The 24,513-nt window shown below is 65.4% G+C and carries 25 protein-coding genes and 1 tRNA gene; 5 read left to right on the top strand and 21 right to left on the bottom strand.

Features of this window, described 5'->3' with window-relative positions:
• Positions 1–4 precede the first annotated feature (4 nt).
• From DEJ29_RS00970 to DEJ29_RS00980, 3 genes are all read right to left on the bottom strand, one after another.
• Entirely contained in the window at positions 5–460 is a 456-nt protein-coding gene (locus DEJ29_RS00970; RefSeq protein ID WP_071404519.1) for a hypothetical protein, read from the bottom strand.
• A complete protein-coding gene (locus DEJ29_RS00975) occupies positions 457–900 on the bottom strand; it encodes a hypothetical protein (protein WP_111095855.1) in 444 nt (147 codons plus the stop codon). The genes DEJ29_RS00970 and DEJ29_RS00975 overlap by 4 nt, the downstream gene beginning before the upstream one ends.
• Positions 901–1,092: 192 nt before the next feature.
• The gene (locus DEJ29_RS00980; RefSeq protein ID WP_071245255.1) at positions 1,093–1,545 is read right to left on the bottom strand and encodes an SRPBCC family protein; all 453 of its coding nucleotides are present in this window, start codon (positions 1,543–1,545) and stop codon (positions 1,093–1,095) included.
• 106 nt (positions 1,546–1,651) lie between these two features.
• Here DEJ29_RS00980 and DEJ29_RS00985 point away from each other — a divergent pair, with 106 nt between their 5' ends.
• Entirely contained in the window at positions 1,652–2,194 is a 543-nt protein-coding gene (locus DEJ29_RS00985) for an amino-acid N-acetyltransferase (protein ID WP_071245253.1), read from the top strand.
• Positions 2,195–2,258: 64 nt separating this feature from the next.
• Positions 2,259–2,957, top strand: coding sequence for a hypothetical protein (locus tag DEJ29_RS00990; RefSeq protein WP_111095856.1), 699 nt, complete (start codon positions 2,259–2,261; stop codon positions 2,955–2,957).
• Positions 2,958–3,067: 110 nt separating this feature from the next.
• On the opposite strand, the gene cspE is transcribed toward DEJ29_RS00990, so the two are convergent.
• Positions 3,068–3,277, bottom strand: a complete 210-nt coding sequence (cspE, locus tag DEJ29_RS00995; protein ID WP_017887662.1) for a transcription antiterminator/RNA stability regulator CspE — start codon at positions 3,275–3,277, stop codon at positions 3,068–3,070.
• Between the two features lie 280 nt (positions 3,278–3,557).
• Here cspE and DEJ29_RS01000 point away from each other — a divergent pair, with 280 nt between their 5' ends.
• The gene (locus DEJ29_RS01000; protein WP_017887661.1) at positions 3,558–3,941 is read left to right on the top strand and encodes an SseB family protein; all 384 of its coding nucleotides are present in this window, start codon (positions 3,558–3,560) and stop codon (positions 3,939–3,941) included.
• A 4-nt stretch (positions 3,942–3,945) separates the two neighbouring features.
• On the opposite strand, the gene radA is transcribed toward DEJ29_RS01000, so the two are convergent.
• Both radA and DEJ29_RS01010 read right to left on the bottom strand, forming a co-directional pair.
• Positions 3,946–5,307 carry a DNA repair protein RadA gene (radA, locus tag DEJ29_RS01005; RefSeq protein WP_027467076.1) on the bottom strand — a complete coding sequence of 454 codons (1,362 nt, stop codon included), beginning with the start codon at positions 5,305–5,307 and terminating at the stop codon, positions 3,946–3,948.
• 10 nt (positions 5,308–5,317) lie between these two features.
• The gene (locus DEJ29_RS01010; protein ID WP_111095857.1) at positions 5,318–6,325 is read right to left on the bottom strand and encodes an SGNH/GDSL hydrolase family protein; all 1,008 of its coding nucleotides are present in this window, start codon (positions 6,323–6,325) and stop codon (positions 5,318–5,320) included.
• Between the two features lie 143 nt (positions 6,326–6,468).
• On the opposite strand from DEJ29_RS01010, the gene DEJ29_RS01015 reads away from it, so the two are divergent.
• A tRNA-Ser gene (locus DEJ29_RS01015) sits at positions 6,469–6,558 on the top strand.
• A 1,133-nt stretch (positions 6,559–7,691) separates the two neighbouring features.
• Here DEJ29_RS01015 and DEJ29_RS01020 read toward each other — a convergent pair.
• Both DEJ29_RS01020 and DEJ29_RS01025 read right to left on the bottom strand, forming a co-directional pair.
• Positions 7,692–8,867, bottom strand: coding sequence for a glycosyltransferase family protein (locus DEJ29_RS01020; protein ID WP_111095858.1), 1,176 nt, complete (start codon positions 8,865–8,867; stop codon positions 7,692–7,694).
• On the bottom strand, positions 8,864–9,394 hold the full coding sequence (locus tag DEJ29_RS01025; protein ID WP_258376024.1) for an LOG family protein: 531 nt from the start codon (positions 9,392–9,394) through the stop codon (positions 8,864–8,866). Before DEJ29_RS01025 ends, DEJ29_RS01020 begins: the two co-directional genes overlap by 4 nt.
• A gap of 219 nt (positions 9,395–9,613) precedes the next feature.
• Between DEJ29_RS01025 and DEJ29_RS01030 the strand changes: the two genes are divergently transcribed.
• A complete protein-coding gene (locus DEJ29_RS01030) occupies positions 9,614–10,840 on the top strand; it encodes an MFS transporter (RefSeq protein ID WP_146248399.1) in 1,227 nt (408 codons plus the stop codon).
• A gap of 506 nt (positions 10,841–11,346) precedes the next feature.
• Here DEJ29_RS01030 and DEJ29_RS18345 read toward each other — a convergent pair.
• The 13 genes from DEJ29_RS18345 to DEJ29_RS01085 form a co-directional block, all read right to left on the bottom strand.
• On the bottom strand, positions 11,347–12,129 hold the full coding sequence (locus DEJ29_RS18345; RefSeq protein WP_181438273.1) for an aldo/keto reductase: 783 nt from the start codon (positions 12,127–12,129) through the stop codon (positions 11,347–11,349).
• Positions 12,126–12,698 (bottom strand): dTDP-4-dehydrorhamnose 3,5-epimerase family protein, encoded by a 573-nt coding sequence (locus DEJ29_RS01035; RefSeq protein WP_111095862.1) that lies wholly within the window; start codon positions 12,696–12,698, stop codon positions 12,126–12,128. Before DEJ29_RS01035 ends, DEJ29_RS18345 begins: the two co-directional genes overlap by 4 nt.
• Before the next feature lie 35 nt (positions 12,699–12,733).
• Positions 12,734–14,068 carry a glycosyltransferase family protein gene (locus DEJ29_RS01040; RefSeq protein WP_111095863.1) on the bottom strand — a complete coding sequence of 445 codons (1,335 nt, stop codon included), beginning with the start codon at positions 14,066–14,068 and terminating at the stop codon, positions 12,734–12,736.
• Between the two features lie 6 nt (positions 14,069–14,074).
• Positions 14,075–15,217 (bottom strand): ThiF family adenylyltransferase, encoded by a 1,143-nt coding sequence (locus DEJ29_RS01045; protein ID WP_111095864.1) that lies wholly within the window; start codon positions 15,215–15,217, stop codon positions 14,075–14,077.
• Entirely contained in the window at positions 15,214–16,092 is an 879-nt protein-coding gene (gene rfbD / locus DEJ29_RS01050; protein WP_111095865.1) for a dTDP-4-dehydrorhamnose reductase, read from the bottom strand. The genes DEJ29_RS01045 and rfbD overlap by 4 nt, the downstream gene beginning before the upstream one ends.
• Complete coding sequence (locus tag DEJ29_RS18350; protein WP_502866885.1) at positions 16,089–17,441, bottom strand: NAD(P)/FAD-dependent oxidoreductase; 1,353 nt, start codon at positions 17,439–17,441, stop codon at positions 16,089–16,091. The genes rfbD and DEJ29_RS18350 overlap by 4 nt, the downstream gene beginning before the upstream one ends.
• Positions 17,375–17,641, bottom strand: a complete 267-nt coding sequence (locus DEJ29_RS01055; protein WP_111095867.1) for a MoaD/ThiS family protein — start codon at positions 17,639–17,641, stop codon at positions 17,375–17,377. The genes DEJ29_RS18350 and DEJ29_RS01055 overlap by 67 nt, the downstream gene beginning before the upstream one ends.
• Positions 17,638–19,101, bottom strand: coding sequence for an AMP-binding protein (locus DEJ29_RS01060; protein ID WP_111095868.1), 1,464 nt, complete (start codon positions 19,099–19,101; stop codon positions 17,638–17,640). The genes DEJ29_RS01055 and DEJ29_RS01060 overlap by 4 nt, the downstream gene beginning before the upstream one ends.
• Positions 19,094–19,951 (bottom strand): formylglycine-generating enzyme family protein, encoded by an 858-nt coding sequence (locus DEJ29_RS01065; protein WP_111095869.1) that lies wholly within the window; start codon positions 19,949–19,951, stop codon positions 19,094–19,096. The genes DEJ29_RS01060 and DEJ29_RS01065 overlap by 8 nt, the downstream gene beginning before the upstream one ends.
• A complete protein-coding gene (locus tag DEJ29_RS01070; protein ID WP_111095870.1) occupies positions 19,948–21,432 on the bottom strand; it encodes a condensation domain-containing protein in 1,485 nt (494 codons plus the stop codon). The genes DEJ29_RS01065 and DEJ29_RS01070 overlap by 4 nt, the downstream gene beginning before the upstream one ends.
• The gene (locus DEJ29_RS01075; protein WP_181438275.1) at positions 21,429–22,763 is read right to left on the bottom strand and encodes an NDP-hexose 2,3-dehydratase family protein; all 1,335 of its coding nucleotides are present in this window, start codon (positions 22,761–22,763) and stop codon (positions 21,429–21,431) included. Before DEJ29_RS01075 ends, DEJ29_RS01070 begins: the two co-directional genes overlap by 4 nt.
• A 152-nt stretch (positions 22,764–22,915) precedes the next feature.
• On the bottom strand, positions 22,916–23,764 hold the full coding sequence (locus tag DEJ29_RS01080) for an ABC transporter permease (protein ID WP_111095872.1): 849 nt from the start codon (positions 23,762–23,764) through the stop codon (positions 22,916–22,918).
• Positions 23,757–24,467 carry an ABC transporter permease gene (locus tag DEJ29_RS01085; RefSeq protein WP_181438276.1) on the bottom strand — a complete coding sequence of 237 codons (711 nt, stop codon included), beginning with the start codon at positions 24,465–24,467 and terminating at the stop codon, positions 23,757–23,759. Before DEJ29_RS01085 ends, DEJ29_RS01080 begins: the two co-directional genes overlap by 8 nt.
• Positions 24,468–24,513 lie beyond the last annotated feature (46 nt).

The following is a 24,513-nucleotide window of genomic DNA, read 5'->3' on the forward strand; positions in this document are numbered from 1 at the left end:
CGCGTCACCGGAAGATCCCGGGCTGGCCCTCGGGGTCGAGCAGCCCGATCCGCAGCGCGAGCTGATCGGCGACGAGCTCGACGGCCTGCTCGTGCGGGGTGTCCAGCGAGCGGGTGAACGCCGTCCGGCCGCTGAGCAGCCCCGTGTACGCCTGGTGGTCGCAGCCGGTGTCGTCCATGAACACGTGGGCGAGTTCGTGCAGCACGCAGGCCACCCGGGAGCGCTCGGACAGCCCGGGGCGGGTCTCGAGCAGGGCGTGGTCGGTGCGCTGGATGAGCCGCGCGGACAGGTCGCCCGGCAGCTCCGTGGTGCGCACGAGGATCGGCTTGCCGAGCGCCGCCTCGGCACGGGCGGTCAGCTCCGGCAGGGACAGCCGACGGGGGAGCCCGAGGCGCTGCACGCGGCGACGGGCCTCGGTCTGCCGACGCAGGGCGTCGAAGCGGTCACGGTACCCGCTCACGGGGTGCCGCCCGACTCGTCGACGCGACGCAGGTGGTCGGTGAAGTCGCGGATCTCGTCCGCCGAGGCGAACTCGCCGAGACGCCGGGTGGCGAACGCGACGACCTCGCGCTTGCGGAGTTCGAGCACGAGTTCCAGCTGCGCCTGCACCCGCTCCGGCACGTCCGTGTTTCCGGCCGCGTCGGTCAGGTACTCCGCCGGGACGCCGAAGTAGGTCGCCAGGGCGGCCAGGAGTCGCTGGTCTCGGACGGCCGGACCGTTGCCGCCGAGCATGTAGCCCCAGCGCGGTCGACTCATCGACGCACCCTGCGCCTCGATCTCGGCGGCGATCTCCTTGTACGGGGGTCGCTGGCCCGAGTTGGCCTCGACGACGTCCATCAGGAGCTGCAGTTTGCGCGACAGTTCCCGACGGTGTGCGTCGTCGTCGTTGTACTCGATCACGTGTCCCCACTCTCACATCTGTCTCAGACATGATAAAACTGATCCAGCGCGTCGGCCGGTGTCACCACTCTGCCAGGCTCGCGCTCGCTCGTCAGGTCGGCATTTCGATGGGGGGATGCCGAACGGGGGACGAACGAACGGGAGGCGCGGTGCCAGCTGGCACCGCGCCTCCCGTCCGTCGTGTGGTGCGGACTACGCCTGCACGTCGCCGCGCCAGCCCGGCTGGGTCGGTGCGTTCTCGACGCGCTCCTTGTAGTTCTGCAGGTCCTTCTTGACGGCGTGGCCGCCGACGCCCACGACCGAGCCGAGCTTCTCGAGGATGCCGGAGGGCTCCCAGTCGATCTGCACGGTGACACGGGTCTCGGCGTCGGAGAGCTTGTGGAAGGTGACGACACCAGCGTGGTCGGTCTCGCCGTCCTTCACGGTCCAGGCGACACGCTCGTCGGGGTGCTGCTCCGTGATGAGGGCCCGGAACTCGCGCTCCTGGCCGGCGATCTTCACGGTCCAGTCGGTGGTCTTGTCGTCCACCTGGACGATCTTCTCGACCTCGTCGAGGAAGTGCGGGAACTCCTCGAAACGGGTCCACTGGTCGTAGGCCTGGCGGACGGGGACGTTGACGTCGACGGTTTCGATGATCTGAGGCATACCCCGGACGGTAGGCCGATCGACCTGGGCGGCACTCAGCAGCGCTGTCCCCCTGCGGCTTCGGCGGATGCGGGTCCGTCCGTCGCGGCGCAGTAGTGTGAGGCGGATGACAGAGCACGGCAAGCACGCGTTCCACGAGCGCGACGACCACGGGATCCTCGTGCGTCCGGCGCTCGCCTCGGACGTCCCGCACATCCAGCGGCTCATCGCCCCCTACGTCGACCGGCGCATCCTGCTCGGCAAGGAGAACGTCGCCCTGTACGGCTCGATCCAGCAGTTCCGGATCGCCGAAGGGCCCGACGGCACCCCGATCGGGTGCGGCGCGCTCGCCGTCTTCTGGGACGACATCGCCGAGGTGCGCACGCTCGCCCTCGACGAGCAGTGGATCCACAAGCGCGTCGGCCACCGGATGCTCGAGGCGCTCGAGCACGACGCCCGTGAACTCGGCGTCGCCCGGATCTTCTGCCTGACCTTCGAGGTCGACTTCTTCGCGAAGCACGGGTACCTGGAGATCGGCGAGAGCGTCGTCTCACCGGACGTCTACGCCGAACTGGTCCGCTCGTCGGACGAAGGGGTCGCGGAGTTCCTCGACCTCGCCCGGGTCAAGCCGAACACCCTCGGTAACACCCGCATGCTGAAGAACCTCTGACGCTTTCCCGTGCCGCCCGGCGGGGTGGCTGTGTGCGGCCCGCGCCGTTGTCTACCCTGTGCGCATGTCGTCGTTGCGTCACCCCGTCGGGCCCGAGAAGCCGGTCGTCTACTGGCGCCGCCGCGCGCTCGCGCTCGGGGCGCTGCTGGTCGTCGTCCTGTTCGTGGTGCTCATCGTCGTCGGGCGGGGGAGCGGGGCCACGTCGGCGGCGCCGAGTGCGTCGGCCTCTGCTGGTGCCGGGTCTGCTGGCGGCGCATCGTCCGACGGTTCTGGGTCCGGTTCTGGGTCCTCGCGGTCCGCTGCGCCGAAGCCGTCGGCTTCCGCCTCGGCTTCTGCGTCGAAGCCCGCCGCTGCCGACGGTTCGACCTGCACGAAGGACCAGATCGTCCTGACCCCCGTGCTCGACAAGTCGGCGTACGGCCCCACCGAGGACCCGAAGATCGCGATGTCGATCAAGAACTCCGGCACGAACTCCTGCCACCTGGACCTCGGATCGGCGCAGCAGGTGCTGACGATCAGCTCGGGCCAGGAGCAGTACTGGTCGTCGAAGGACTGCCAGACCGGCGGCACGAACCAGGACGTCACGATCAAGTCCGGTCAGACGCTCACGACCCCGGCGATCGCCTGGGACCGGACCCGCTCGTCCACGTCGACGTGTGACTCGTCACGGCCGGCGGTCACCGCGGGAGGCGCGAGCTACCACCTGCAGGTCGGGGTCGGGAACCTCGAGTCGAAGACCTCGGTGCAGTTCATCCTGCAGTAGGTGGCGGGTTCGCGGTTCGCGGTTCCGGCTGGCCTGTGCCGAGCAGGGCGCCGGGAACAGCAACAGGCCCCGTCGTCCGAAGACGACGGGGCCTGTTCAAGCTGATGTGATCAGCCGAGGACGGTGATGTTCTCCGCCTGCGGGCCCTTGCGGCCCTCGGTGATGTCGAACTCCACCTTCTGGTTCTCCTCGAGCGACTTGTAGCCGTTGCCAGCAATCGCAGAGAAGTGCGCGAAGACGTCAGCGCTGCCGTCGTCCGGGGCGATGAAGCCGAAGCCCTTTTCGTTGTTGAACCACTTGACGGTACCGGTAGATGCCATGATGGCGTTTCCTTAGCTTTCTTGCTTCCGCCAAGGTGCAGATGCACCGACGGAGACCCCGACGTACGTCGACGGGGGTGATGCGCCACGCGGGCAGGTGCCGGCGGGACGGGTTCGGGGCCAGGCCTGTCGGCCAGTGACCCTGGGGCCCGGGTTGAGGGGCAAACCACCTCGCCCGGACGTTGAGCGCCGCCGAAGCGGTCCCATCAGGCTAGCGTGCTCTGGGCCGACTGGCTACCCGTGCGTCACGGAACGACGAAAATCTGGTGGAATTGAGCTGATGGCAGACAAGGAACAGCGCTTCCGGAGCGAACAGCTCGAGGAAGCCCTCGCGAAGCAGGACGTCGCTGCGGTGGCGTTCGCGCTCCGCCACGACATCGTGATCGTCCCCCGACTCGTCACCGGCAAGAAGGACATGCAGGTGCGGGTGTTCGGCCGTGAGGGGTCGGACAAGCGCATCCTGCTGCTGTTCTCGTCGGCGGACGCCTACACGGCGATGGTGCCGGACGAGAAGATCCGGCAGGTCATGGTCTACGACGGGCCGCGGCTCGAGGAGTTCCTGGCCGCCCACCTCGACATGCTCGAGGGCGTGTTCTTCGACATCGCCGGCCCGCACACGATGCAGGCCGCGCCGGCGGACCTGCTGGCCGCTTTGCGCGCGTAGCCGCTCAGAACGCGCGGTCGAGCTCGCGTTCGCGTGGGGACTGCGTCATCGAGAACGCCACACGCAGGGCCTCGCGCAGGTGCCCGGAGTCCGAGCCGAGCACGGTCGTGAACCCGAGGCGGGTGGCCTCGTTCACGCGCTGCTTCGTGCCCGTGGCCGGACGGATCTCGCCGGCGAGGCTGATCTCGCCGACGGCTGCGAGCGTGTGCGGGTACGGACGGTCTCGTGCGGCGCTCGCGAGCGCCAGTGCGATCGCCAGGTCGGCGCCGGGCTCCGTGAGCTTCATGCCGCCCACCGTGGACACGTAGACGTCGGCGTCGGACAGCTTGAGACCGGCGCGGCGTTCGAGCACCGCGAGCAGCATCGCCACGCGCGAGGCATCGACACCGTTCACGACCCGGCGTGGCTGCGGCGCCGAGCTCGGGACGATGAGGGCCTGCACCTCGACCGGCAGCGCACGACGCCCCTCGAGTGCGACGGTGACGCAGGTGCCGGACACCGGGGTGGCGTTCTTCGACATGAAGAGGCCGCTCGGGTCGGGGACCTCGTGGATGCCGTCGCCGCCCATGTCGAAGCACCCGACCTCGTCGGTGGGGCCGAAGCGGTTCTTGAGCGCCCGGACGAAGCGCAGTGCGGTCTGCCGGTCGCCCTCGAAGTGGCAGACGACGTCGACCAGGTGCTCCAGGAGCCGCGGGCCGGCGATCGTGCCGTCCTTCGTGACGTGGCCGACGATGAGGACGGGCAGGGCGCGGTCCTTCGCGATGCGGATCAGGGTCGAGGCGACCTCGCGCACCTGTGACGTGCCACCCGCGATGCCGTCGATCGAGCTCGACGAGATGGTCTGCACGGAGTCGGCGATGAGCAGGTCGGGCTGGACCTGGTCGATCTGGCCGATGATCACGCCGAGGTCGACCTCGCTCGCCAAGTACAGGTCGTCGTGCATCGCCCCGGTGCGTTCGGCACGGAGTCGGACCTGGTCGACGGACTCTTCGGCGCTGACGTAGAGGACGCGCTTGCCCGAGGCTGCGGCTCGGGAGGCGACCTCGAGCAGCAGGGTCGACTTGCCGACGCCGGGCTCGCCGCTCAGCAGGACCGCGGCACCCGGCACCACGCCGCCGCCGAGGACGCGGTCGAACTCGCCGATGCCGGTCTGCCAGCGCTGCACGGAGGTGCCGCGGGCTTCGGTGATCGGTCGCGCGGCCCGGGCACCGGTGACGGCGACCGCTGACGTTCCGCGGGTGCTCGCCGACGCCGCAGAGCTGTCTTCGACGGTGCCCCAGGTCTGGCACTCACCGCACCGGCCGACCCACTTGATGCTGGTCCAGCCGCACTCGGTGCAACGGTAGAGGGACTGCGGGCGCGCCATGTCGTCGAGGCTAGGCCGTACGGCCGACATCACCGGCGTGGTCGCCCGGCTCGTCTGGTCCGCTTGGTTCGTCCGACCGGTCTCGTTCGTCGGGCACCGCGATCGACCCGGTCATCCGGTGGCGCAGGCGCTCGACCGGCCCCGGACCCTGGCGCGAGGCGTGGTCGAGCGCCTCGGCGCCGTCGGTGTCTTGTTCGGCGCGGGCGTTCGCCACCGCCCCGGCTTCACGACCGAGGTTCTCGGCCTCGCGCACGGACAGGTAGTGCCGGATCGCCGCCACCGTGTCGACCCGCGCGTCGACCGCCGGTTCGAACGCGCTCGCCCAGACCTCGTAGCCGCGGTCGTTCGGGTGGAACAGGTCACCGTAGCTGTTGAAGAAGGTGCGGCGGACCCCGACGCGCTTCGTGATGGTGTGCAGCGGTGCCACCGTCAGCCCGAACTCGTCGGCCACCCGGTGCACGATCTCGTTCGCCACCGCCACCTTGCGCTCCCGGTCCGGCACGAACATGCACGGCAGCTCGGCCACCACGGCGTGCGACGGGACCGCGCCGTAGATCGCCCGGATGTTCCGCTCGAACTTGTCCGGATCGAAGTCGGCGATGTCGTTCGCCCCGATCGACACCGTGCAGATGTCGGGCGCGTAGTGCCGGAGCTTCGGCAGCTGATCACGCTTCGCGCCCCACGTGGTCGAGCCGGAGACGCTGAGGTTCACCACCCGTACCGACATGTGGGAGCGGTGCCGGATGCGCCGTGCGAGCAGCCCCACGTAACCGCGGCCGGGTGCGGTCGCACCGACGCCCTGCGCTGCCGAGTCACCGATCGCCACGTAGAGCAGCTGCCCCTCGTGCTGCTGTCGTTCCCGCCACCAGTCGGCGTGGATCGGGAGCATGTCGACGACCCGTTGCGCCGCTGCCCGTTGGCCCTTCACGCCGGCGCGGGCACCGACGGCTGCGGCACCGACGACGCCGAGGCTGCCGACGACGGAGGTGAGGAGTGCGATGAGCGTGCGGGATCTCATGCCGTGGACGGTACGCCCGCCGGTCTTGCCGGAGACGAGGAGGACCTGTGGGTGTGGGGAGAGCCCTGCAGCTGACCGCCTGTGGAGGGGGAGCCGACCCGGGGTGTCATCACGGGCCTCCCGGATCGTGTAAACTCTTTCCCGGTACCGTGTCCGAGCGGCCGAAGGATCATGTCTCGAAAACATGTGTGGGGGCAACTCCACCGTGGGTTCAAATCCCACCGGTACCGCCACAGGGCCATTTGCAGACCAACCCCGTTTTGGTTTGCAGGGCAGCCCGAACGCGAAGAACCCTCGGATTTTCCCGAGGGTTCTTCGTCGTTATGGGGCTCGCGGCAGCCTGGTTCGGGCTTTGAGCGCCCTGGTTCAGCCGGATCTCCGAACACGGCACCGGCAGCGCCCGCAGAGACCGCTTCTGAGTGTCGAGATGGCAGTGCTGAGGGTTCACTTGCCGATTTCCGGGCAGCGCAGTGACCGGTCCCACGGATGCGGTTCGGTCGCGGCTTACTCTTGGCCTCCACCCCACGGAGGGGGCGTGTCCATCGCTTCTAACGGCGGGGGATGAGACCCGTAGCGGGATAGTCCGAGGCGGTCGCGTCTGCGTGGAAGCTTCGGCTTGCGGGGGTTCTCGGTCCCTGGCGGTGGTTTGAGCTGTCTCGTGCCGGTTTTCGCGCGCCACCGCTCGAGGTCGTGCAGCCACTTCAGCATGCGGTTCATGTTTGCTACGGCTGCGATGATGCCGATGAAGAGCTGCTGGGCTGCGATGCCGCGAATAAGCCGTCGGCTTGGGTCGTCAATGTGGTGGTGCTTCTTTAGGTAGTTGTTGAAGCTTTCGTCGCTCTGCCGGTCGACATGATAGGTCTTGTGCCAGACGGTGGTGCCGTACTGATAGAGCTGCAGCAGTCCCGAACTCCCCGTTGTCGTGTGGTGAGCTGACTCTACGTGCACGGTTGGCTGGCCGGAAGGGTAGACCGTAATGTGCACGGGCGTCTGGGGTGCAGCGTGTGCCGCGTGTCTCTCGAATCACCCAAGCACGCGACCGCTACGACCCGCCTCGCGTCGCGGTCGCGCCAGCCGGCGGGTCCCGGACGGGCGCCCCGACCGGCGAGGTGCCATAGGCACCTTCAACCGCTCGTTCAATCGGCGGGACCACCACCGGATGCAGCGAGGTCGCCGACCTTGTCACCGGCGCCGTTCGCGTCCGGGTTGAGACGGAGACATCACACTCGAGCGTGACGCTCGTAGATGATGCACGCAAGGAGGACGGGCATGGTTACCTCCTGGGGTCGGGGTGTCATCGTGACGCCGCGAGCGGCGGCCAGCGCCGCGTCGGTTTACCGCTCGGAGCGTTCGCCGGCCGCGCAGGTCAGTGCCCGATACGCGGGTCGAGAAGATGATGAACGCGGTCCGCGATCTCGGCGGGCGACCAGCGTGCCGCTCGCTCGAGGGCTGCCTGCCCTTTGTTCAATCGGTGCTCGCGGTCGTCGATCAACCTCTTCATGACCTCGAGAAACGAGTCGAGGTCGTCGAAGAGGAGGTCCGAGTCCCCGACGATCTCCGAGAACGCTCCTCGCGCTGGTGCTGCGACGGGCCTCCCAGCGCCCATGACGTCGACGATCGACATGTTCCAGAGTGCGTTGTTGCGCAGCGGACCAAGGCCGACATGCGACTGCTTGAGCAGACCTGCGTACTCCTCCCGCGACTTGGCCTCCGATACCCGGGCGAACGGGAGGGCATTGATCCGCTCCACAGCCTCATCGATGCTTGGGTCGAGACGACGCCGCTCGAGAGACCGCTCACCGGTCGGGTTCGTGAAGACGACTTCAAATCGACCGGGGCGTCGAGAGTGGAGTACCTCAAGCCAGTCCAGCATCTCAGGTGTGCCGTAGTGGTCGTAAAGACGGTGGTTGTAGACGACGGATACGAGGCTTGAGTGCTCCTCGGGCTGCTGCAGAACCGTCACCGGTGGAGGTACTACCTCCAAGTCCACCGCCTCAGTTCCGGTACTCTTGGCGGCCCGCTGAAACCAGGACGCGCCCCACTGGCTGCCAATCATTGCGACGTCCGCGCAAGCGGCCGCTTCGACCTGTCTCGACCAGATGGGGTTCGCGAGGTCGTGCTGGTTCAGACTCGGGTCCCATTCAACTCCCGCCTCGGTGATCCTCTCTACGGGGATGTAGTGGAAGTACACGCCCGTGCGTGGTCGCGTCCCGGACGTCGAAGCGACTAATGCTTGCAACGGCACGGTGAGTTCTGGCTGGTTGACGAGTAGCGCATCGACGGCGCCCACCCGCTGCAGCTCGTTGGCGAGGGCGTCCCACGGGAAGCCGAACCTGGCTCCGTACTTCGATTCCGGGTAGGGCACTTCGATGGTGTCGGAGCCCGACACCGACGAGATGCCCGGCGGGCCGATGAGGACCGTCTTCCACCCGAGCTGCCGAAGACTGGCGAGCAGGGCCTCCTGGAAGACGAACCCGCTGTCGGCTTCGAGGTTGGATGCGTTGCTGACGTTCAAGTAGGAGAGCAGCAGCGGTGATGTCACGAATTCGTCTCCCTTTCGATGATGTCGAAGGCCGACACCACGTCTTCGGGGAACTCGAAACGGCGGTCCTCTGCGACGAAGCCGTTATGCCGTAGATGATCCAGGAGGACCTTGAGTGGATCCCAGAACCCACCGACGTTGAGGAATATCACTTGTGCCGAGGTGAGACCGAGTTGTTTCGCTGTCATCGCTTCGAATGCCTCATCGAGGCTCCCGATACCACCGGGAAGGACGAGGACGGCGTCACTTAACTCCATGAATCGGCGCTTACGTTCTCCGAGTGAACTGACGATCTCGATTTCGATACCATGCGCCGGCGGTTCCAAGTCGATCAGAACGGAGGGTGAAACACCAATGACCTCGCCTCCGGCGGCGGCGGCGGCCCCGGATAGCGCTCCCATGAGGCCGACGTCCGAGCCTCCGAAAACTATCCTGATTCCGCGCGATGCGCATTGTTGACCAACCTCTTCCGCAGTTCTCCTGAAAAGCTGGCTCGATCCCATAGAGGATCCACAGAAAATCGCCACGGAAACCGGCGATGAGGCGTCGACCAAAGTAACCCCCTCGTTACATCGCTTCGAAGGCTACACTCGATGCAACGTGTCAGCAAGGGTCGGTTCCGCACCCGCGAACGAAACGCAAGGAGTGGGCTTGATGGCTGCATCGACAGATGTTTCCACGGGCGGTGTCAGCGCGAGTTGTCCAAGCGGCGACTTTAAGGTTTTTCAGTTCACCCGGTACCGGTCTTGAATGCAGGAACCGACGAGGGCGCTGCTGTCACCTATCGCGTCCTCCTGCGAAATCGTGAGTTGCGCGGGCAACTCGCGTCGGTTCTCATCGCGACCGTTCCGCTCGGTATGTTCCCGATCACGGTCGTGCTGGCGGTCCACAGCTGGACCGACTCGTTCGCGGTGGCAGGTTGGGTAAGCGCAGCGTTCACCAGTGGAAGTGCCGTCGGGCTTACTGCGCAGGGGCACCTGATAGATCGGCTTGGAACGCGCAGCACCGTGGTCTCCGCCACCGCGGTGTTCGTCGCTGCGTCGATTACGTTCGTGGTCGTCGGCGAAGCAACGGCAGTCCGGTCCGTGTCGGCACTGGTCGCCCTCGCCGCCGTCGCCGGGGCGTCACTGCCCGAGATCACCACGGCGGTTCGCGTGTGGCTCGCCCGTTCCACGTTGTCGTCAGCCCAGCGCGTCGCCAGCTACTCGCTCCTCGGCGCCTGCTTCCAGACGGGCCTGGTCTTCGGTCCCCTTCTCGTCACAGCTGCGGTGCCCTGGGTTGGGGGCACAGGAACCCTCGTGGCGATCACCCTCCTCGCGATCGTGGCCGCAGGTTGGTTCCTCCGGGTCACACACCCCAGCGCGACGCCGTCGATCGCGACGAAGGCAGCGGGAAGAGGCATGCCGCCGGATCGTGCCGTCCTGCATGGGCCGATGATGGCAATTCTCGGAGTCGCTGCCGTTGTCGGAGCTGTCGGCGGTGTGATGACGCTCGTCATCCCTCGTGTACTGGCAGCTACGGGCTCCATCGAACTGTCTGGCCTACTCTTCGCGTCACTCGCGGTCGGGGAGGTACTCGGAGCTGTCGTCTACGGGATGATCCGTTGGCCGCTCGGCCAGGTGGCTCAATTGGCAGCAGTAGTGGCCGTAACGGGGCTGATGCTGATCGTTTGCACTTTCACCACCGGTGTGCCGTGGGCGTTCGCGATCCTGCTGTTCGGCATCGGCGCTGCGTCGGGTCCCGTTGCAGTGCTGCTAGCCGCGGCGACTGAAGGCGCCGCCTCGTCGGGAGCGATAGGTGCTGCGTCCGGCATGCGGATCAGTGTTTCACTGCTCGCGTCGGCCGTAGGAAGCGCCGTAGCGGGAGCGTCCGGCGGAGTAGCCGGATCGTCCGTGGTTCTGGGCGTACTGGGATCGGTAGTGCTCGTCGCCGCGGCTTTGCCGTTGTACATGCGGACCGTTCTGCGGGCCTGACCGATCCGATCGGTGGGGTCGAGCATCCAGCAGCCCACTCACGTCTCCTTCTCAAGCGGCTGGCTGTCTGATAGCGCCATCCGTCGAGTCGCCCGACTCCCGGCCACCGTAGTTGGCATGACGTGCTGCCGGCCAAGGTTTCCGGCGGCCGCTAGTGCAACCGCGGTGTTGTCTGGCGGAAGCGATCGCCGGGCTCCTCGCCTCGGCGACGGAACGCGCCACGTCGCCAGGGCGATGGGCGCAGCGTCCGGAGCTCGTATCAGAATGATCCTGCTTGCATCTGCCGGCGGGAGTGCATTTAGTGGAGTAACGAGCGGCGCCCTTGGCGCTTCTTCAATATTTGTCGTGACGGCCCAGCTTATTGTCGCCGTGGCAACCCTTCCGGCTAGGATTCGCTCCGTCTTCCACTCCCCACCCAACGGAACAGAGTGCTGGCGTCGACTGACGCCTGACGCCTGACGCCCGAGTCCTTCGTCACAGCTGCTTGGACGACTGGTGGGGAGAGGTTATCCCACTGGGCGTCTGCGATCGAGCTCGGACAGACTGGACATCTGGCGTTCGGATAGGCGGATATGCACCGAACCGGCATTCTCTTCGATTCTGCGTCGATCATTGGATCGAGGTAGGGCAACTGCTCCCTCACTGCGGCACCACGCGAGAGCTACCTGAGAGGCAGTAGCGCGCGATTCGGCGGCTACCGATGCCAACGTTGGGTTGAGGAGGAGGTCCCCACCTCTCCCGAGGGGGGACCAGGCCAAGGCGCGGATATTGCGCTGCGCTAACTCGTGCCTCAATTCGGTCTGCTGATGGTATAGATGCATTTCAATCTGATTCACCGCGGGAGGAATGCGGGCAACCCGCTCGAGCCGGTCAAGATCGGACTGCTTGAAATTCGATACCCCGATAGCTCGCACCCGCCCTGACTCTGCTAGTTCCTCCATCGCCCGCCAACTGTCTGCGACAAGACGGAAGTCCGGCTGCGGCCAATGAATGAGGAGAATGTCGATAACATCACGACCGAGATTGCGAGCGGAACGCTTGAAGGACCTGATGCTTCCCTTGAAGCCCATGGATTCGCGGGGTAATTTCGTACAGACAATCGGCTGAATGTCGGTCCTTCGTCGCAGCGCCCTTCCAAGAGATTCCTCAGTGCCGTAAGTCGGTGCGGTGTCAAAGAGCTGGTACGAAAGCTCACACGCATCTCGAATAGCCCTGTCGGCGGCCCTCCATGTCCCAAACCCTATGAGCGGGAGCTGAAGTCCAGGGGCAAGTGCGGTGTCGAAGCTCAAGAGGGCTCTGACTTGAATGGCACCGCATCGCGCAAGAAGGGGTGCTGCTGGTCCTTTGCCGATAGCAGAGCTTCACTGAGGGGGATTGGCCAGTCGATGGCGAGGTCGGGGTCCGCAAGGTTCACAAACGAGTAACGATCGTAAGCGTCGGGTGTCCAATGCTTGTTGACCGCGTAGAGATAGTGGAGGGGGCTCAGGCATTGATAGGAGTTCGCCACTCCGGCCGGCAGGAACACGGCTACATCTGGTCGGAGGGTCACCGTCACCATCTGCCCGAAGCCCGGCCCTTCTCTCAGGTCAACGTATGCGGCATACGCCTCCCCGTCAATGATGGAGATGTATTTGTCCCATGGTTCAGCGTGAAGACCGCGAGTCGAGCCTTCTTTATTGAAGGCGACGCTTGTCTGCACGACGTCGAAGTCTGCCGGGAAGCCAGCGTCGAGCAGCTTTTCGCGGTGATACTTTTCTTGAAACCAACCGCGATCGTCCTCAACTCGGGTCACATCGAAGATCAGGAGACCTGAGATGTCGGTTGTGCGGCGCACGAACTTTGTGCTTGGAGCAGACATGTTGTTCTCCTCATGAATTTTCTGATTGCAAACTGCTAGGACCTACCGGTGGGTCCGAACCATGATACGGCAGGTTCGAAGTAGCGATTACGGTTCGCGCGTGAGTCACCGTACTCCGCCACGACGAGCTCGCGGTTCGAGTTCGCCGTCCCGGCGAATTCGATACTGAGAGCCTCCTGCGTTCTTTGGACCATCTCGTCCTCGATTCGATCGAGCGCTATGTTGAAAGTCCACCCGTCACTTGAGATATTCGACGTTGCATCGCCGCGGAGGATGGCTGCGGGGCGATAGCCGAGCGGCGCGAATTCCTTCAGCATGACCTCGAAGTCCGCGGTGACGAGCGGACGGCGCTCAAGCGCGCTCTCGACGACAGGATTGCCGAATCCCTCGGCCATGCTCGGATAAGTCACGATGTCTGCAGCGGCGTACGCATCGCGCACTCCTTGTGCTGCCCCGTCGTCGCTTGCATAGCTGCGGAGCTTTCCGTCGAGCATTCGGATACGGACGCCGAGGGCTTGAGCGAGCCTGGTCACCTCTTCGGCGTAGGCCTGCGCGACTCCGGGCTTCCAAGAGGTGCCGCCGGCCGCACTTCCGGTGACCAGGATCTCGGAGGGCTGACCGGTGGCGACGGTGAGTCGGTGGGCGAGGTGCACGCTGTGGTGGATCCCCTTGGTGGGGATAAATCGCGTGGGTTGGAGGAGGAGGAGCCTGTCAGCGGGGACTCCGAAGTCCTGGCGGAAGCGGCGCCCTCGGCCTGCGGTCGAATGGACCGGGAACAGGTTCGGCGCGACGATCGCATTCGCGTCCGGCACGTGCTCCGCCAAGGCTCGACGAGCGCTTCCGGTACTCACCACGTGTAGGACAGACGGTCCGGTCGGCGGAAGGACCCGCCCGATGAGTGACTCGATAAACGGGTTGGAGGCGTACGCCCGCTCCCAGGTGAAGTCGTGCGAACGAAGCACCATCGGTACTCCCTCTGCAGCAAGTTCGGCCACGGCCCAGGCAGCCGGGAGGGAGATCAGGTATGAGGCAAGCGCGTCGACGTGCAGCCCATCGAGTCGCTCTGATTCGATGACCGAGCGGATGGACTTGTACGCCGCAAGACCACGCCGCGCGACCTCACGAAACAGGGCGTCGTTGCTGCGCGGATCCGGGGAAGAGCGCAGGACTTCCCGATGGAACGCGACCTGCGAAGGATTTCGCGGGTCGAGCTCGTCGAGGACGCGTGTCCCGTCTGGAACATCGATTCCGCCGCCCCTCATCGGGATGATCTCCACGCCTTGTTGCTGGTAGAAACGCTCCCACTTCTCGAGTTCGACGATTGCTCCGAGATCGCGCTGGTGCCAGGCAGCTATCGTTCCGATCTTCATCAGTGCCTAGTATCGAGCGAGCGTTGGATCGACGGTGGCGGACCAGGCATCGATGCCGCCCTTGAGGGTACGCACGTCGGTGAAGCCGCGCTGTTCGAGCAAGCGGTGAGCCTCATTTGACCGCACCCCGCTCTTACAGAAGACGACTATTGAGTCTGTCGGATTCCAAGCACTCGCCTCGCCCTCGAGTACCGCCATTGGGACGAGCTCTGCACCGTCGATCGCGGCGATGACGTGTTCTTCCTCCGTTCGCACGTCGATCAGTCGGAACGGCCGACCCCCCGCTTCTCGATCTCGGAGCATCTCGGCGACGTACGACGCGGTGAGCGAGACGTCGGCGACGTCCGGGATGAGGCAGGCAGGCGGTTGTTCGCGGCTGAGGGCGCTGGGAATGGGCGTCGAGCCGGCAGCGCCGGAGATGTCAAGTTCGCGCCATCGCTGCGTCAGGCCGTCGAAGGTGAGGAGCCGTCCGACCAGAGGCTCCCCGATGCCGGCGATCAGCTTGACCACTTCCAGGGCCATCGTCGACCCGATCGTGGCGCAGACAGCACCGATCACGCCAGCTTCAGCGCACGACGGAACCGCGCCAGGCGGGGGCATTTCCGGGAAGACGTCCCGGTAGGTCGGACCATGCCCGGGCCAGAAGACAGTTGTCTGTCCGCTGAACTTGAAGACGGAGCCCCAGACGAGAGGTTTGCCCTGGATCGCACTGATGTCACCCACGAGATAACGGGTCGCGAAGTTGTCCGAGCCATCGACGATTACGTCGTAGTCGTCCGCTATCGCCAGGCCGTTCACCTCGTTCAGTCGTGTTTGGTGAACGAGGACGTTGATGTTCGAATTGTGCTCATGCACCCACCGTTGCGCGCTCAGCACCTTCGCCGTGCCGACCGCTCGCTCCTCATGGATGATTTGACGGTGAAGATTCGTGACGTCCACGAAGTCGTCGTCAACGATGCCAATGGTGCCGATGCCTGCTGCGGCGAGGTAGGAGATGACCGGAGATCCGAGACCACCTGCGCCGACCACGAGGACCCGTGACCGAGTGAGGGCCGATTGGCTGGATCGACCGAATTCGGGCATGAGTATCTGGCGTGAGTATCTGGCGAGAGTTTCCTTGTCCATCTCCGTCGACGGCGCGTTCTTCATCTGGATCCCTTCACGTGAGTTTCTGCTGGAAGCCGAGGGTCGCCCTGCGCGGCAAAGGCTTCGTGCAGGGCTTCTTTCCAATGCCGCATCGGTCCCAGTCCGGCTGCGAGCCATTCCTCGTCGTTGAGGACGCTGTAGCTGGGGCGCCGTGCGATCTGGTTCTGGGACGACGCGGTCGTGGCTTGAACGGTCACTGGCACCAGAGCCTCCGCGAAGGTCGCGGTCGCAAGTTCTGCCCAACTCGCGTCGCCGCTGTTGGTGCAATGGAACACCCCACCTGGCGGTCTGACGCGAACGAGCGTCTGCAAGCCGGCGACCAGATCGTTTACCCACGTCGGGCTACTGCGCTGATCCGACACGACCTCGATCTTTTCCCGTTCACGTCCCAGCCTGAGCATCGTCGTGACGAATCCTGGATCCTTGACCGAGAAGACGGATGAGGTGCGGACCACGTATGCGCGCGGAGAATGTTCCAGCACGGCTCGTTCGCCGGCAAGCTTGGAAGCTCCGTACCGGGAGAGAGGAGTTGCCGTGGCGTCGACCGGGATCGGGGCGGAGAAGCCCTCCCCGAAGACATAGTCCGCGGACAGATGAATCAGTAAAGCCCCGACGAGCTCGCAAGCAGCCGCAAGGATTCCGGGGGCTACGGCGTTGACTCCCCAGCCCGTCGTAGGGTTGCGCTCCATAGCGTCAGCCGCTTTGTTGCCTGCGCAGTTTATGACGACGCTCGGCTGCAGCTCGCCGACCAAGTGACGCACGGCGACTGCGTCAGTGACGTCAAGCTCCTCGTGGCCGAGCGCCACAACGTCCCCGGTCGCCCATAGGTCCACGATCTTTCGTCCGACGAGTCCGCCGGCACCCACCAACAAGATCATTGCGTTTGTCCTTCCAAGGGCAGCGCCCCGCGAGCGATTCGTTCGAGCGTGTCGGGGCCTGCAGTGGTGTTCAGGTACTGCAGATACGCCATTCGAGCTAAGTCATTGGTAGCAACCTGCGCCATCGCACGGTCCTCCATGCGTCGGCGGGTGCTCTGGAGGAGCTCGCGGTCGGTTTCCGGCAGAGTGACCTCCGCCCCCGCCCCCGCTTCCGACCGAGACCTCGCCACGAGGAGCGCATCGTGAGCTGCCGACTCTCGGAACCAGCCGGTCGTGAGTGCGCGGAGCCGCGGCCACACTCGCGGGATTGCCTCTTCGACTCCCGACGAACCGTCCAACTCAGACAGAAACATGCGCCCCTGTGCCAATCCAAGTCCGACGCCCCTCGCGTACATCGGGTTCGTGGTGAGAGCCGCATCACCGAGAGGCAGGACGCGCGGAGGCGTCTTATTGAGCATCCGGGTCGCCAAGGAGTCCAGCAGTCGACCCGCGTGAAGCGGCACTCCGACAGCTTCCGCCCGGCAGCCGCTGATTACCTCGGAGACCGCGGCATCGCGCAGGAGCGCTTTGTCGAAAGCTGCGCGGGTGAGATCCGCGCGAGCGCTGGAAGTCGGGCGGATGATCGTTGCGGAGAACCACGGCCCATCGGCGGCTGTCACGACGATTTGCTGACCCGAGTGCTCGGATCGGACTCCGCTGATCGGTACGGCTCCGGCGCGTGCGCGGAACCACCCCGTCATGTAGTCCAACGCAACGTGGTGCACGAGTCGGCGCTTGTGCAGACGGCTCCGTCTCCCTGAGCAGTCGAGGACGACCTGCGCGCTCATGCGGGCTCTGTCCGCGAGTGACACGCATACATGCCCGTGTTGGCCGACTGCACCTGCCTGGACAGCTACTCCCGCGATGATGCCCACACCGGCTTCTCGCAGGTGTCGTCTGAGGGTCATCTCGACGATGACGCGTCGGCAACGGAGGACGGTTGATCCGTCTCCCAGCGACGGCTCGACTGCTTGATCGCGTGCGCCGTGGGAAAGCAGGTCTAGCCATACTTCGGGCAATTCCGATCGGAGGAACGCCGTCGCCGACGCGGAGAACGAGTGCACCTGTCGAAACTGCGGCACCGAGCGCCTCGGCCAACGCCCCCACGCGTCGATGTCGGAGCGCGGTGTCTCCACATCGCGGTCCAGCACTGTGACGGCGTGGCCCCGAGCACTGAGAGCGAGCGCCATCGCGGCACCGACCGGCCCGCTCCCCACGATAAGCACGGAGCCCGCAGTCTTACTCAACCGCCCACCAGCGGCGGAAGCACTTCGACAGTCGAGGAATCGCCGACGACCGTGTCGTGCCACTGGGATAGCGGGACACGTTCGCCGTCCAAGAACACGCTGAAGTAGCCGTAGACGCGGCCGTCCTCCCCAACGACCCTGCGACGATTCGCTGGGAACCGTTCGGCGAAGTTCAGCAGGATGGACTCGATGCTCTCGGCGGGCACCCTGAACTCCGTTGTGTCGTCCGTCTTCCAGGCTGGTGAAACGATAAGGGTCGTCATTTTTGCTCCTTGGTGTTCGTGGCCAATTCCTCCGCTTCGACGAGCAGCGCTCGACGCGCCGTCTTGCCGCTCGCCGTCAAGACGGGAGTAGACACTTTCCTGAACTCAGTGGGCCAGGCGTAAGAGGGATACTCGGCGGCTATCCGGCGAGATGCTCTTCGGAGTGCGTCGTCGTCGTCCGTCACGAGAGCAGCGATGAAGCGTTGCGATGCACCAGCACCGACCAGACCGACCGCCGCGGAACGGACTCCGGGCTGTTGGAGAATGAGGGCTTCCATTTCGGACGGATCGATCCGGTAGCCGTCCACTTTCACTTGATCGTCGAGGCGACCGACCCATTGGAGGCGATCTCCGCTGTCACGCTGCACACGGTCGCCAGTGCGGTATAGACGCACGCCCTCCCTGTGGATGAAGCGTGCGTCGGACTCCTCTGTGGAACCGAGGTAGCGTTCGGCCAGGCAATTCCCGGCCACAAGCAGTTCGCCCTCCGCTTCACCGTGCCACGACAGAGATTGGCCATCGTCGATCGCGATCCTGGCCGCACGGACGCTTCGACCGATCGGGGGAAGCATTGGCCATTCACTCGGTCGTGCGTCGAGGACGTGCTGCGTGACGACGTGGGTCTCAAGGGGGCCGTACTGGTTCACCAGCCGACAGCGGGGCATACCTTCGAAGAGCCGCACGACCGCCGGGGTGGCGACGAGTTGCTCACCGGAGACGATAACCGTTCGGAGAGCACTCAGATGTCGCAGGCCCTCGTCTTCGTCGACAGCAGCCTCGGCGAGGAGATGCAGAAGTACGAACGGGAGGAAGATCCGACGCACTCCAGAACCGATGAGCATCCTCCACAAATGCGTAGGATCACGTTTCGTCGTTTCAGGGATGCAGATGAGCGTTCCCCCTGAGCTCAGGGTCGCCAGCATCTCTTGCACAGACACGTCGAACGCGATCGGGGAGAGGAGGGCTGTGCGCCCCGCGCCCCGACTATTGGCAGCTGCTGACTGCCAAGCAATCAGTTCATCGAGGGCCTGCTGCATGTGCAAGACACCTTTTGGTTGCCCAGTGGAACCTGAGGTGTACATGAGGTAGGCCGCGTTGGGGTGCGTCACGATCTCTTTGGGAGCGATGGGATGCACCCCGCCTCGGTCGATGAGCGCAGCGCTGCCGCTGTCTCGCAGGATCGATGCCCGCCGCGCTTCCGGTTCGCTCGGGTGGAGTGGCAGGTAGACAGCTCCGAGGCGCTGAAGGGCCAACACCGCTTCCACCAGTTCGATCGAACGAGGCAGGTCGACCGCGACGACGACTCCTCGCGCAACTCCTGCTCGCTGCAGCGACTCGATCAGTGGCGTGCCGCCGGTCCAGAGTTCCTCGTACGTCAGAGTGCGTCGGCCGTCGACTACCGCGATCGTGTTCGGTCTGCGTCGAGCGTGTCCCGTGAGCGCGTGCAGCAGATCAGACATCGCGAGCGCACCTGAACCCGGTAGCGAAGTTGGACCATCCGAACGGGTCGCCGTACATTCGATCCGCGGGACGGCACTGGTAACGGAAGTTCATCCACGAACCTCCGCGCAGTACGCGGAACAATCCTTCGAGTCGGCCGTACACCGGATGTTTCGCACCTTCGCGGTATGGCTTGCACAGGGACTCCGTCCACTCGTAGACGTTCCCCGAAGCGTCTGCCAGGTTGAAGGCCGCGGGTGGTGACTCGAGAAACGATCCGACTGGCGTCGTCATGGGCAATCCGCCGTGGCGTTCTCGCTGCCGGTCCCACCAGGCGCGCCACACATCGAGGTGTAATAGATCCTCTCCGAGGTGCCAGTCCGCGGCGTTGCACCGATTCCGGTCCCAGGAATCGCCCCACGGCCAACGTCGGGGCAGGGGGCCCCGCGCTGCGTACTCCCACTCGAACTCTGTCGGAAGACGCTTGCCGGCCCAGGACGCGTACTGGGTTGCGTCCTGCCAAGAGATGTGAACTGCAGGGTGGTCCGGGCGCTCGGCGACGTGCGTGCCGCGTCCGCCTGGGCTGCGCCAGCAAGCGCCCTCGCTCTCCACCCAGTAACGGTCGCCGTAGACCATTCCCCATCCTTGCTGTTCGGCGTCGGTTCGGTAGCCCGTGTCCGCGACGAACTCGCCGAACGCCTCGTTCGTCACGGGATGTGGGTCGATCTCGAACTCGGCGATCCTTACGTCGATCTGCGGCGTCTCGTCGCTGAACCACTCGCGCGGGAAGGCCTGCCCTTCGGATTCGAGCCAGTCCAGGTCCGTCGCGGACGAACCGATCCGGACGACTCCACCCGGAATGCGGATCATCCGAGCGCCTCCTCGACAGCAGCACCCCAGGCGACCACGAGCGCTTCAACCCACTTGCGAATAGGACCGTCCCCCGAGAAGCGAGCCTGCAACGTGGGCTGTGAGCCGGCGAGGTCCACGTGCAATCCGATGCCTGCGTAGACGCGCTTCGGGGTGTGTTCATCGGCCAACGGTTCGAAGGAACGAAGCGGCCCAGCCGGCCCGCTGCCTGCCCTACGGTGAGCTGGCTCGTCGATGGTCAGCCACGCAGTCGTCTTCCCTCGCGAAGCAGGGGCGCCGCCGAGCCGGTCCAGGAGGACAGAACGATGCACGCGGTCGTACCGTGCCGTCGCTCGAACGTTCTCACGGACTTGCCGGATGGCTCTGCCGACGTCTCGTGTTGAAGCTCCCAGTTCGACCGTGATCTCGTGGGCGAAGTTGCCGAGAGCCAGAGCCGCCAGAGGATCATGCCGCCCTGCACTCGCTGTCATGATGCCGAGCGGCCCTCGGCCCGCGCCTGGCATGCGGCTCAGCGCTGCCAGGAGCGAGCCAGCGAAGAGCATGAACACGGTGGTGCCCTGCGCTCGCAGTCGCTGTACGTGACGCGGGTCGGCAGGACGGAGGGCAACGGAGAACCCCTGAGCGTCGAACTGGTCCGATTTCTGCTCACCCCGGGCGCTCTCCAGCTCGTCGTTCAGCCGCGGGAATGGCCCGACCCGGTCGAATACGCCGGCCCAGTACTGGTACACATCGGTGCCGACATCGCCTGAGGCCTCCCGCACGAAGACCGGGGAGGCGGACCAGGGCGCGGGGTATGCTCCGGATTCGTAGCTGTCGGCGAGGGCGTCCATGAACATCCCGACGGACTCGCCATCGAGGTGACTGTGATCGGCGACGAAGCAGAAGACATCCTCAGCTTCGCCTTTTACGAGCGCTGCCATCGGTACAGTCCTTGGCCACGACTTATAGCGCTGGACCATGCGCATGGCGACTTCGCGAGGGGCAGCCCCCGCGCTGCCGAGCACCTCAAGCTGAGTGGGCTCTGCTGAATTCATGGCAAACCACGTCGCGCCATCCTGCATGAAGTGCGTTCGGAAAGCAGCATGCGAGGCGACGACGCAACGGACGGCGTCACCCAGGACGGCGGCAGCAAGTTTCTCGGGCAGGACCGAGATCGCCCCTACGAAACTGCGCCGGGGGCGCTCGAGCAGCCAGGTTTCCGGCGCCGAAGCTGGACGTTGCTGCATGGCTGGAGCCGAGCCCTCCAGCGCGGGTGAGCTTCGCGTCCTCCGGGCCAGATCGACGACGCTGACGCCGTCGAGGATCTCTGCGATTGACGCCGTGATGGAGAGCTCTCGCCGCAGCCGTGCCGCCAGCATCGCGGCAAGCACGGAAGATCCGCCCTGCGCGACGAACGGCGTCGCAGGATCGATCGAGCGCGCACGAAGGACGTCTCGCCAGATATCGGCGACGAGGTCTTGGCGCGACGGTGATCTGGTCATTGTGTTTCCTCGGCCCTTCTGCTGGCGAGGAAACAGAGGAGGGCGCTCCTCGCCTCGATGTTGACGTCTTCCCCGTTAACCATCGCCCGGAATAGATCGTCCAATCGTGTCCAGTGGTGGGAGTTCGTCGCTGGCGGATCGTCCCAGACTTCCAGCACGCGGTAACGGTTCTCTTGTCGGAAGAACCGCCCTCCTTCTTCAGCGAGTAGTCGGTCGCTAATTACGGCGCAGGTCTGCGCTGCGACCCATTCACACAGCATGTCCTGGGCTGTCTTGGCAGATGAATCCTGAGCCCCGCGCTGCACCGTCGGAGCAAGAGCGCGACCTCGTCGATTGCCTGCTTCCCATTTGTCTTGCACAAGTGCTTCCCAAGTGCCACCGAAGCGACGCACGACAAGAATCACAAGCCCGCCGACGGGCGCGTGCAGCATCGGTTGTTCCCACGAGCGGACTTCGCGGCTTACCCCTTCGACGTGCACGCCGATCACGCGAAAGTAGCGGCCGGTCCGATGCCGGATGCAGTCATCGAAGAAGGACCAGTCGGTCAGTTCCTTCAGGGGAAGTCTTCGGACGGTGAAGTCGCCGTTGGATCCCCGGGTCGGGAGGGAGCCGGATGGTGGCTCTCCCACGGACCGGTGAGCCTCGTCGCACATCCTCAGCCGTTCAGCGGCAGCAAAGGTGACGAGCACGCTGCGCGCGTCCATGTTGACGACTTCTGTCAGCCTGACGCACTCGAGGAGAACCTCTATTGGTACCCAGCGGTGGGTTCTCGGGCGATCAACTTCCTCGTTGCACTCGACGACGACGTTGCGATTCCGTTTCCCGAGGAACCGACCGCCCTGTTCCGACTGGAGAGTGTCGACGAGGACGCGGGAGGGGCGCGAGCCGTCGAAATGCTCGAGAAACGGCGTCGGGAGTCCACCGTGTCGGCGGGTGAAGTTGCTTTCCGTCGCCTGGACAGTTGGAGCTATTTGCACGCCGTGTGGGTTGCCGGGTTCGATCTTCGCCTGCGTCAGCAACTCGTAGCCAGTGGGGCCCTGCCGAGCGATGAACCCGAGGATGCCGATCTCGGGCTGATCGATGATGGGCTGCTGCCAGAGGATATCGTCGCCGTCCGCCACCTCGATGCCGGTGATGGAGAAGAAAGCTCCTCGGTCGTGCGCCAGGTCGCCAGTGCTGCCGGACATCGACCAGTCGCGTAACTGTTGCACCGGCACAGGCATCACGTGAAGTGGACCCCAGTGTGCCGCGTCATCGAGCCAGTCGAGCACTGCCTCGACCGACGAGCACCGATCCGGCGTGTAGCCGACGGCACATGCGTTCGCAGCCATGGTTCCCCCCAAGGTCCTCATCATCGAGTCCCACCACGCTAGGCGCGGTTCCGACCCCCGTCTAGGGGTCGGGCCGAATTTCCCCGGCGATTCGAACAAAACGCGGTAGCGCTCTCGGCAGACGTGCAGTCCATGCGAGATAGAGGGAGGAGTCAGGCGCCGGGGCTCGTGTAGTACCGCGACTGCCGCATGAAGAACCACCACCCGAGCGCGAGCATCGCCGGGCCGGCGAGTGGTGCGGCGTGGGCGAGCGACACAGGCACGAGCAGTTCGCCCGTCTTGCCAAGCACGACGGTGGCTGGCAGGTACGCGACGAATCCCAGCGGCAATGCGAATGTCAGGGCGTAGACGCCGGCCGGACCGAAGACCGGCAGCGGGTACGCGCCGAAGTCGGTGAACGTGTTGTCGACGGTGACCTTGAGGTCGCGGGTCGAGCCGAGCCGGAACGAGAGGCCGGCGAGCCCGATTTGCAGCCCGGCCTCAAGGAGTCCGCCGCCGATCGCAGCGGCGACAGTGAGGACCACCAGCCAGGGGGTCCACGCGATCGGTGCGAGGGTGATCGTGGCGATGAGGATGCCCAGCCCGAGGGCGAGGTCCCCGAGTGTTCCGAGGTTGAACCAGCGTGTCAACAGCTGGACGAGCGGCGGGGCCGGTCGGAGCAGGAACCGGTCGTAGTCGCCCTGGCGGATGACCTGATCGATTGCGAGGTGTTGCCCGAAAAAGACCGTCCCGACGCCGTGCGCCGTCAGCCGGAGCCCGTACAGGAACGCGATCTGCGCCGTCGACCAGCCCGCGATCACCCCGAACCGATCGAGCAGTACCCCGATGAACAGCAGCTGCGTTCCCTGGAGTGCGGCGCTGCCCGCCATCATCAGGATGAGGTTACCTCGGTAGATGAGGGATTGGCGGAACGCTGCGGCGAGCAGGATCTGCCACTGGCGGAACCAGCCGGGAAGCGCGGTGGCGGTGCCCGGGAGAACCTCGCGTCCGACGTCAGCCACCGTTGATCACCGTCCTGCGCAGGGCGTGCGACCAGACCGCGCGCGCGATCACCGTCAGCACGGCGATCCACCCGACCTGCAGCGCGAGTTCGCCGAGGACGGTCCATCCTGGAGCGCGGTCGAACCAAATCGAGAGTGGTGTGAAGATCTGCGCGCTGAAGGGCAAGGCACGCAGAGCCCCTGCCAACCCGTCGGGCATGAACCAGAGCGGGATGAGCGACCCGGAGCAGAACGCCGCCGCCATGCTGTAGATCATGTAGGCGCCGCCGACGTCGGTGGTCCAGAACGCGGTGAGACCGACGATGAGGTTGCACTGCACGGCGATGACCAGGCCGAGGCAGGCGCTCAGCACAAACGCCGCCGTCTGCCACCACGTGCTCGGCCCCGGGATCGCGCCGAGCAAGAGCGCCAGCGCCAGCCCGACCGCCGCCTTCGGCACATTCGCCAGCGAGCTGCCGATCTGCGCCGCGAGGGTCTGAGTAAGCAGACCCACCGGCCGCATGATGTCGAAGACGACGTTTCCGTCGCGCACCCGGCTGTTGAGGTTCGAGAAGTGCCACGGCTGGAACACAACCGCGAACAGCGCGCCGAGCGCCGCGTAGCCGACGGCGTCCTCCCGGTCGACACCACTCACGGTCCCGCGCGCTCCGTACACGGCGTTCCAGACGAGCATTACGAGGACGACCCGGCTCACCGTGCTCACCGTTCCGACGATAACGTCGGCGCGGAAGACGAGCACCTGCCGCATC

Origin of the sequence: Curtobacterium sp. MCPF17_021 (genome assembly GCF_003234605.2) — a bacterium.
GTDB lineage: Bacteria > Actinomycetota > Actinomycetes > Actinomycetales > Microbacteriaceae > Curtobacterium > Curtobacterium flaccumfaciens.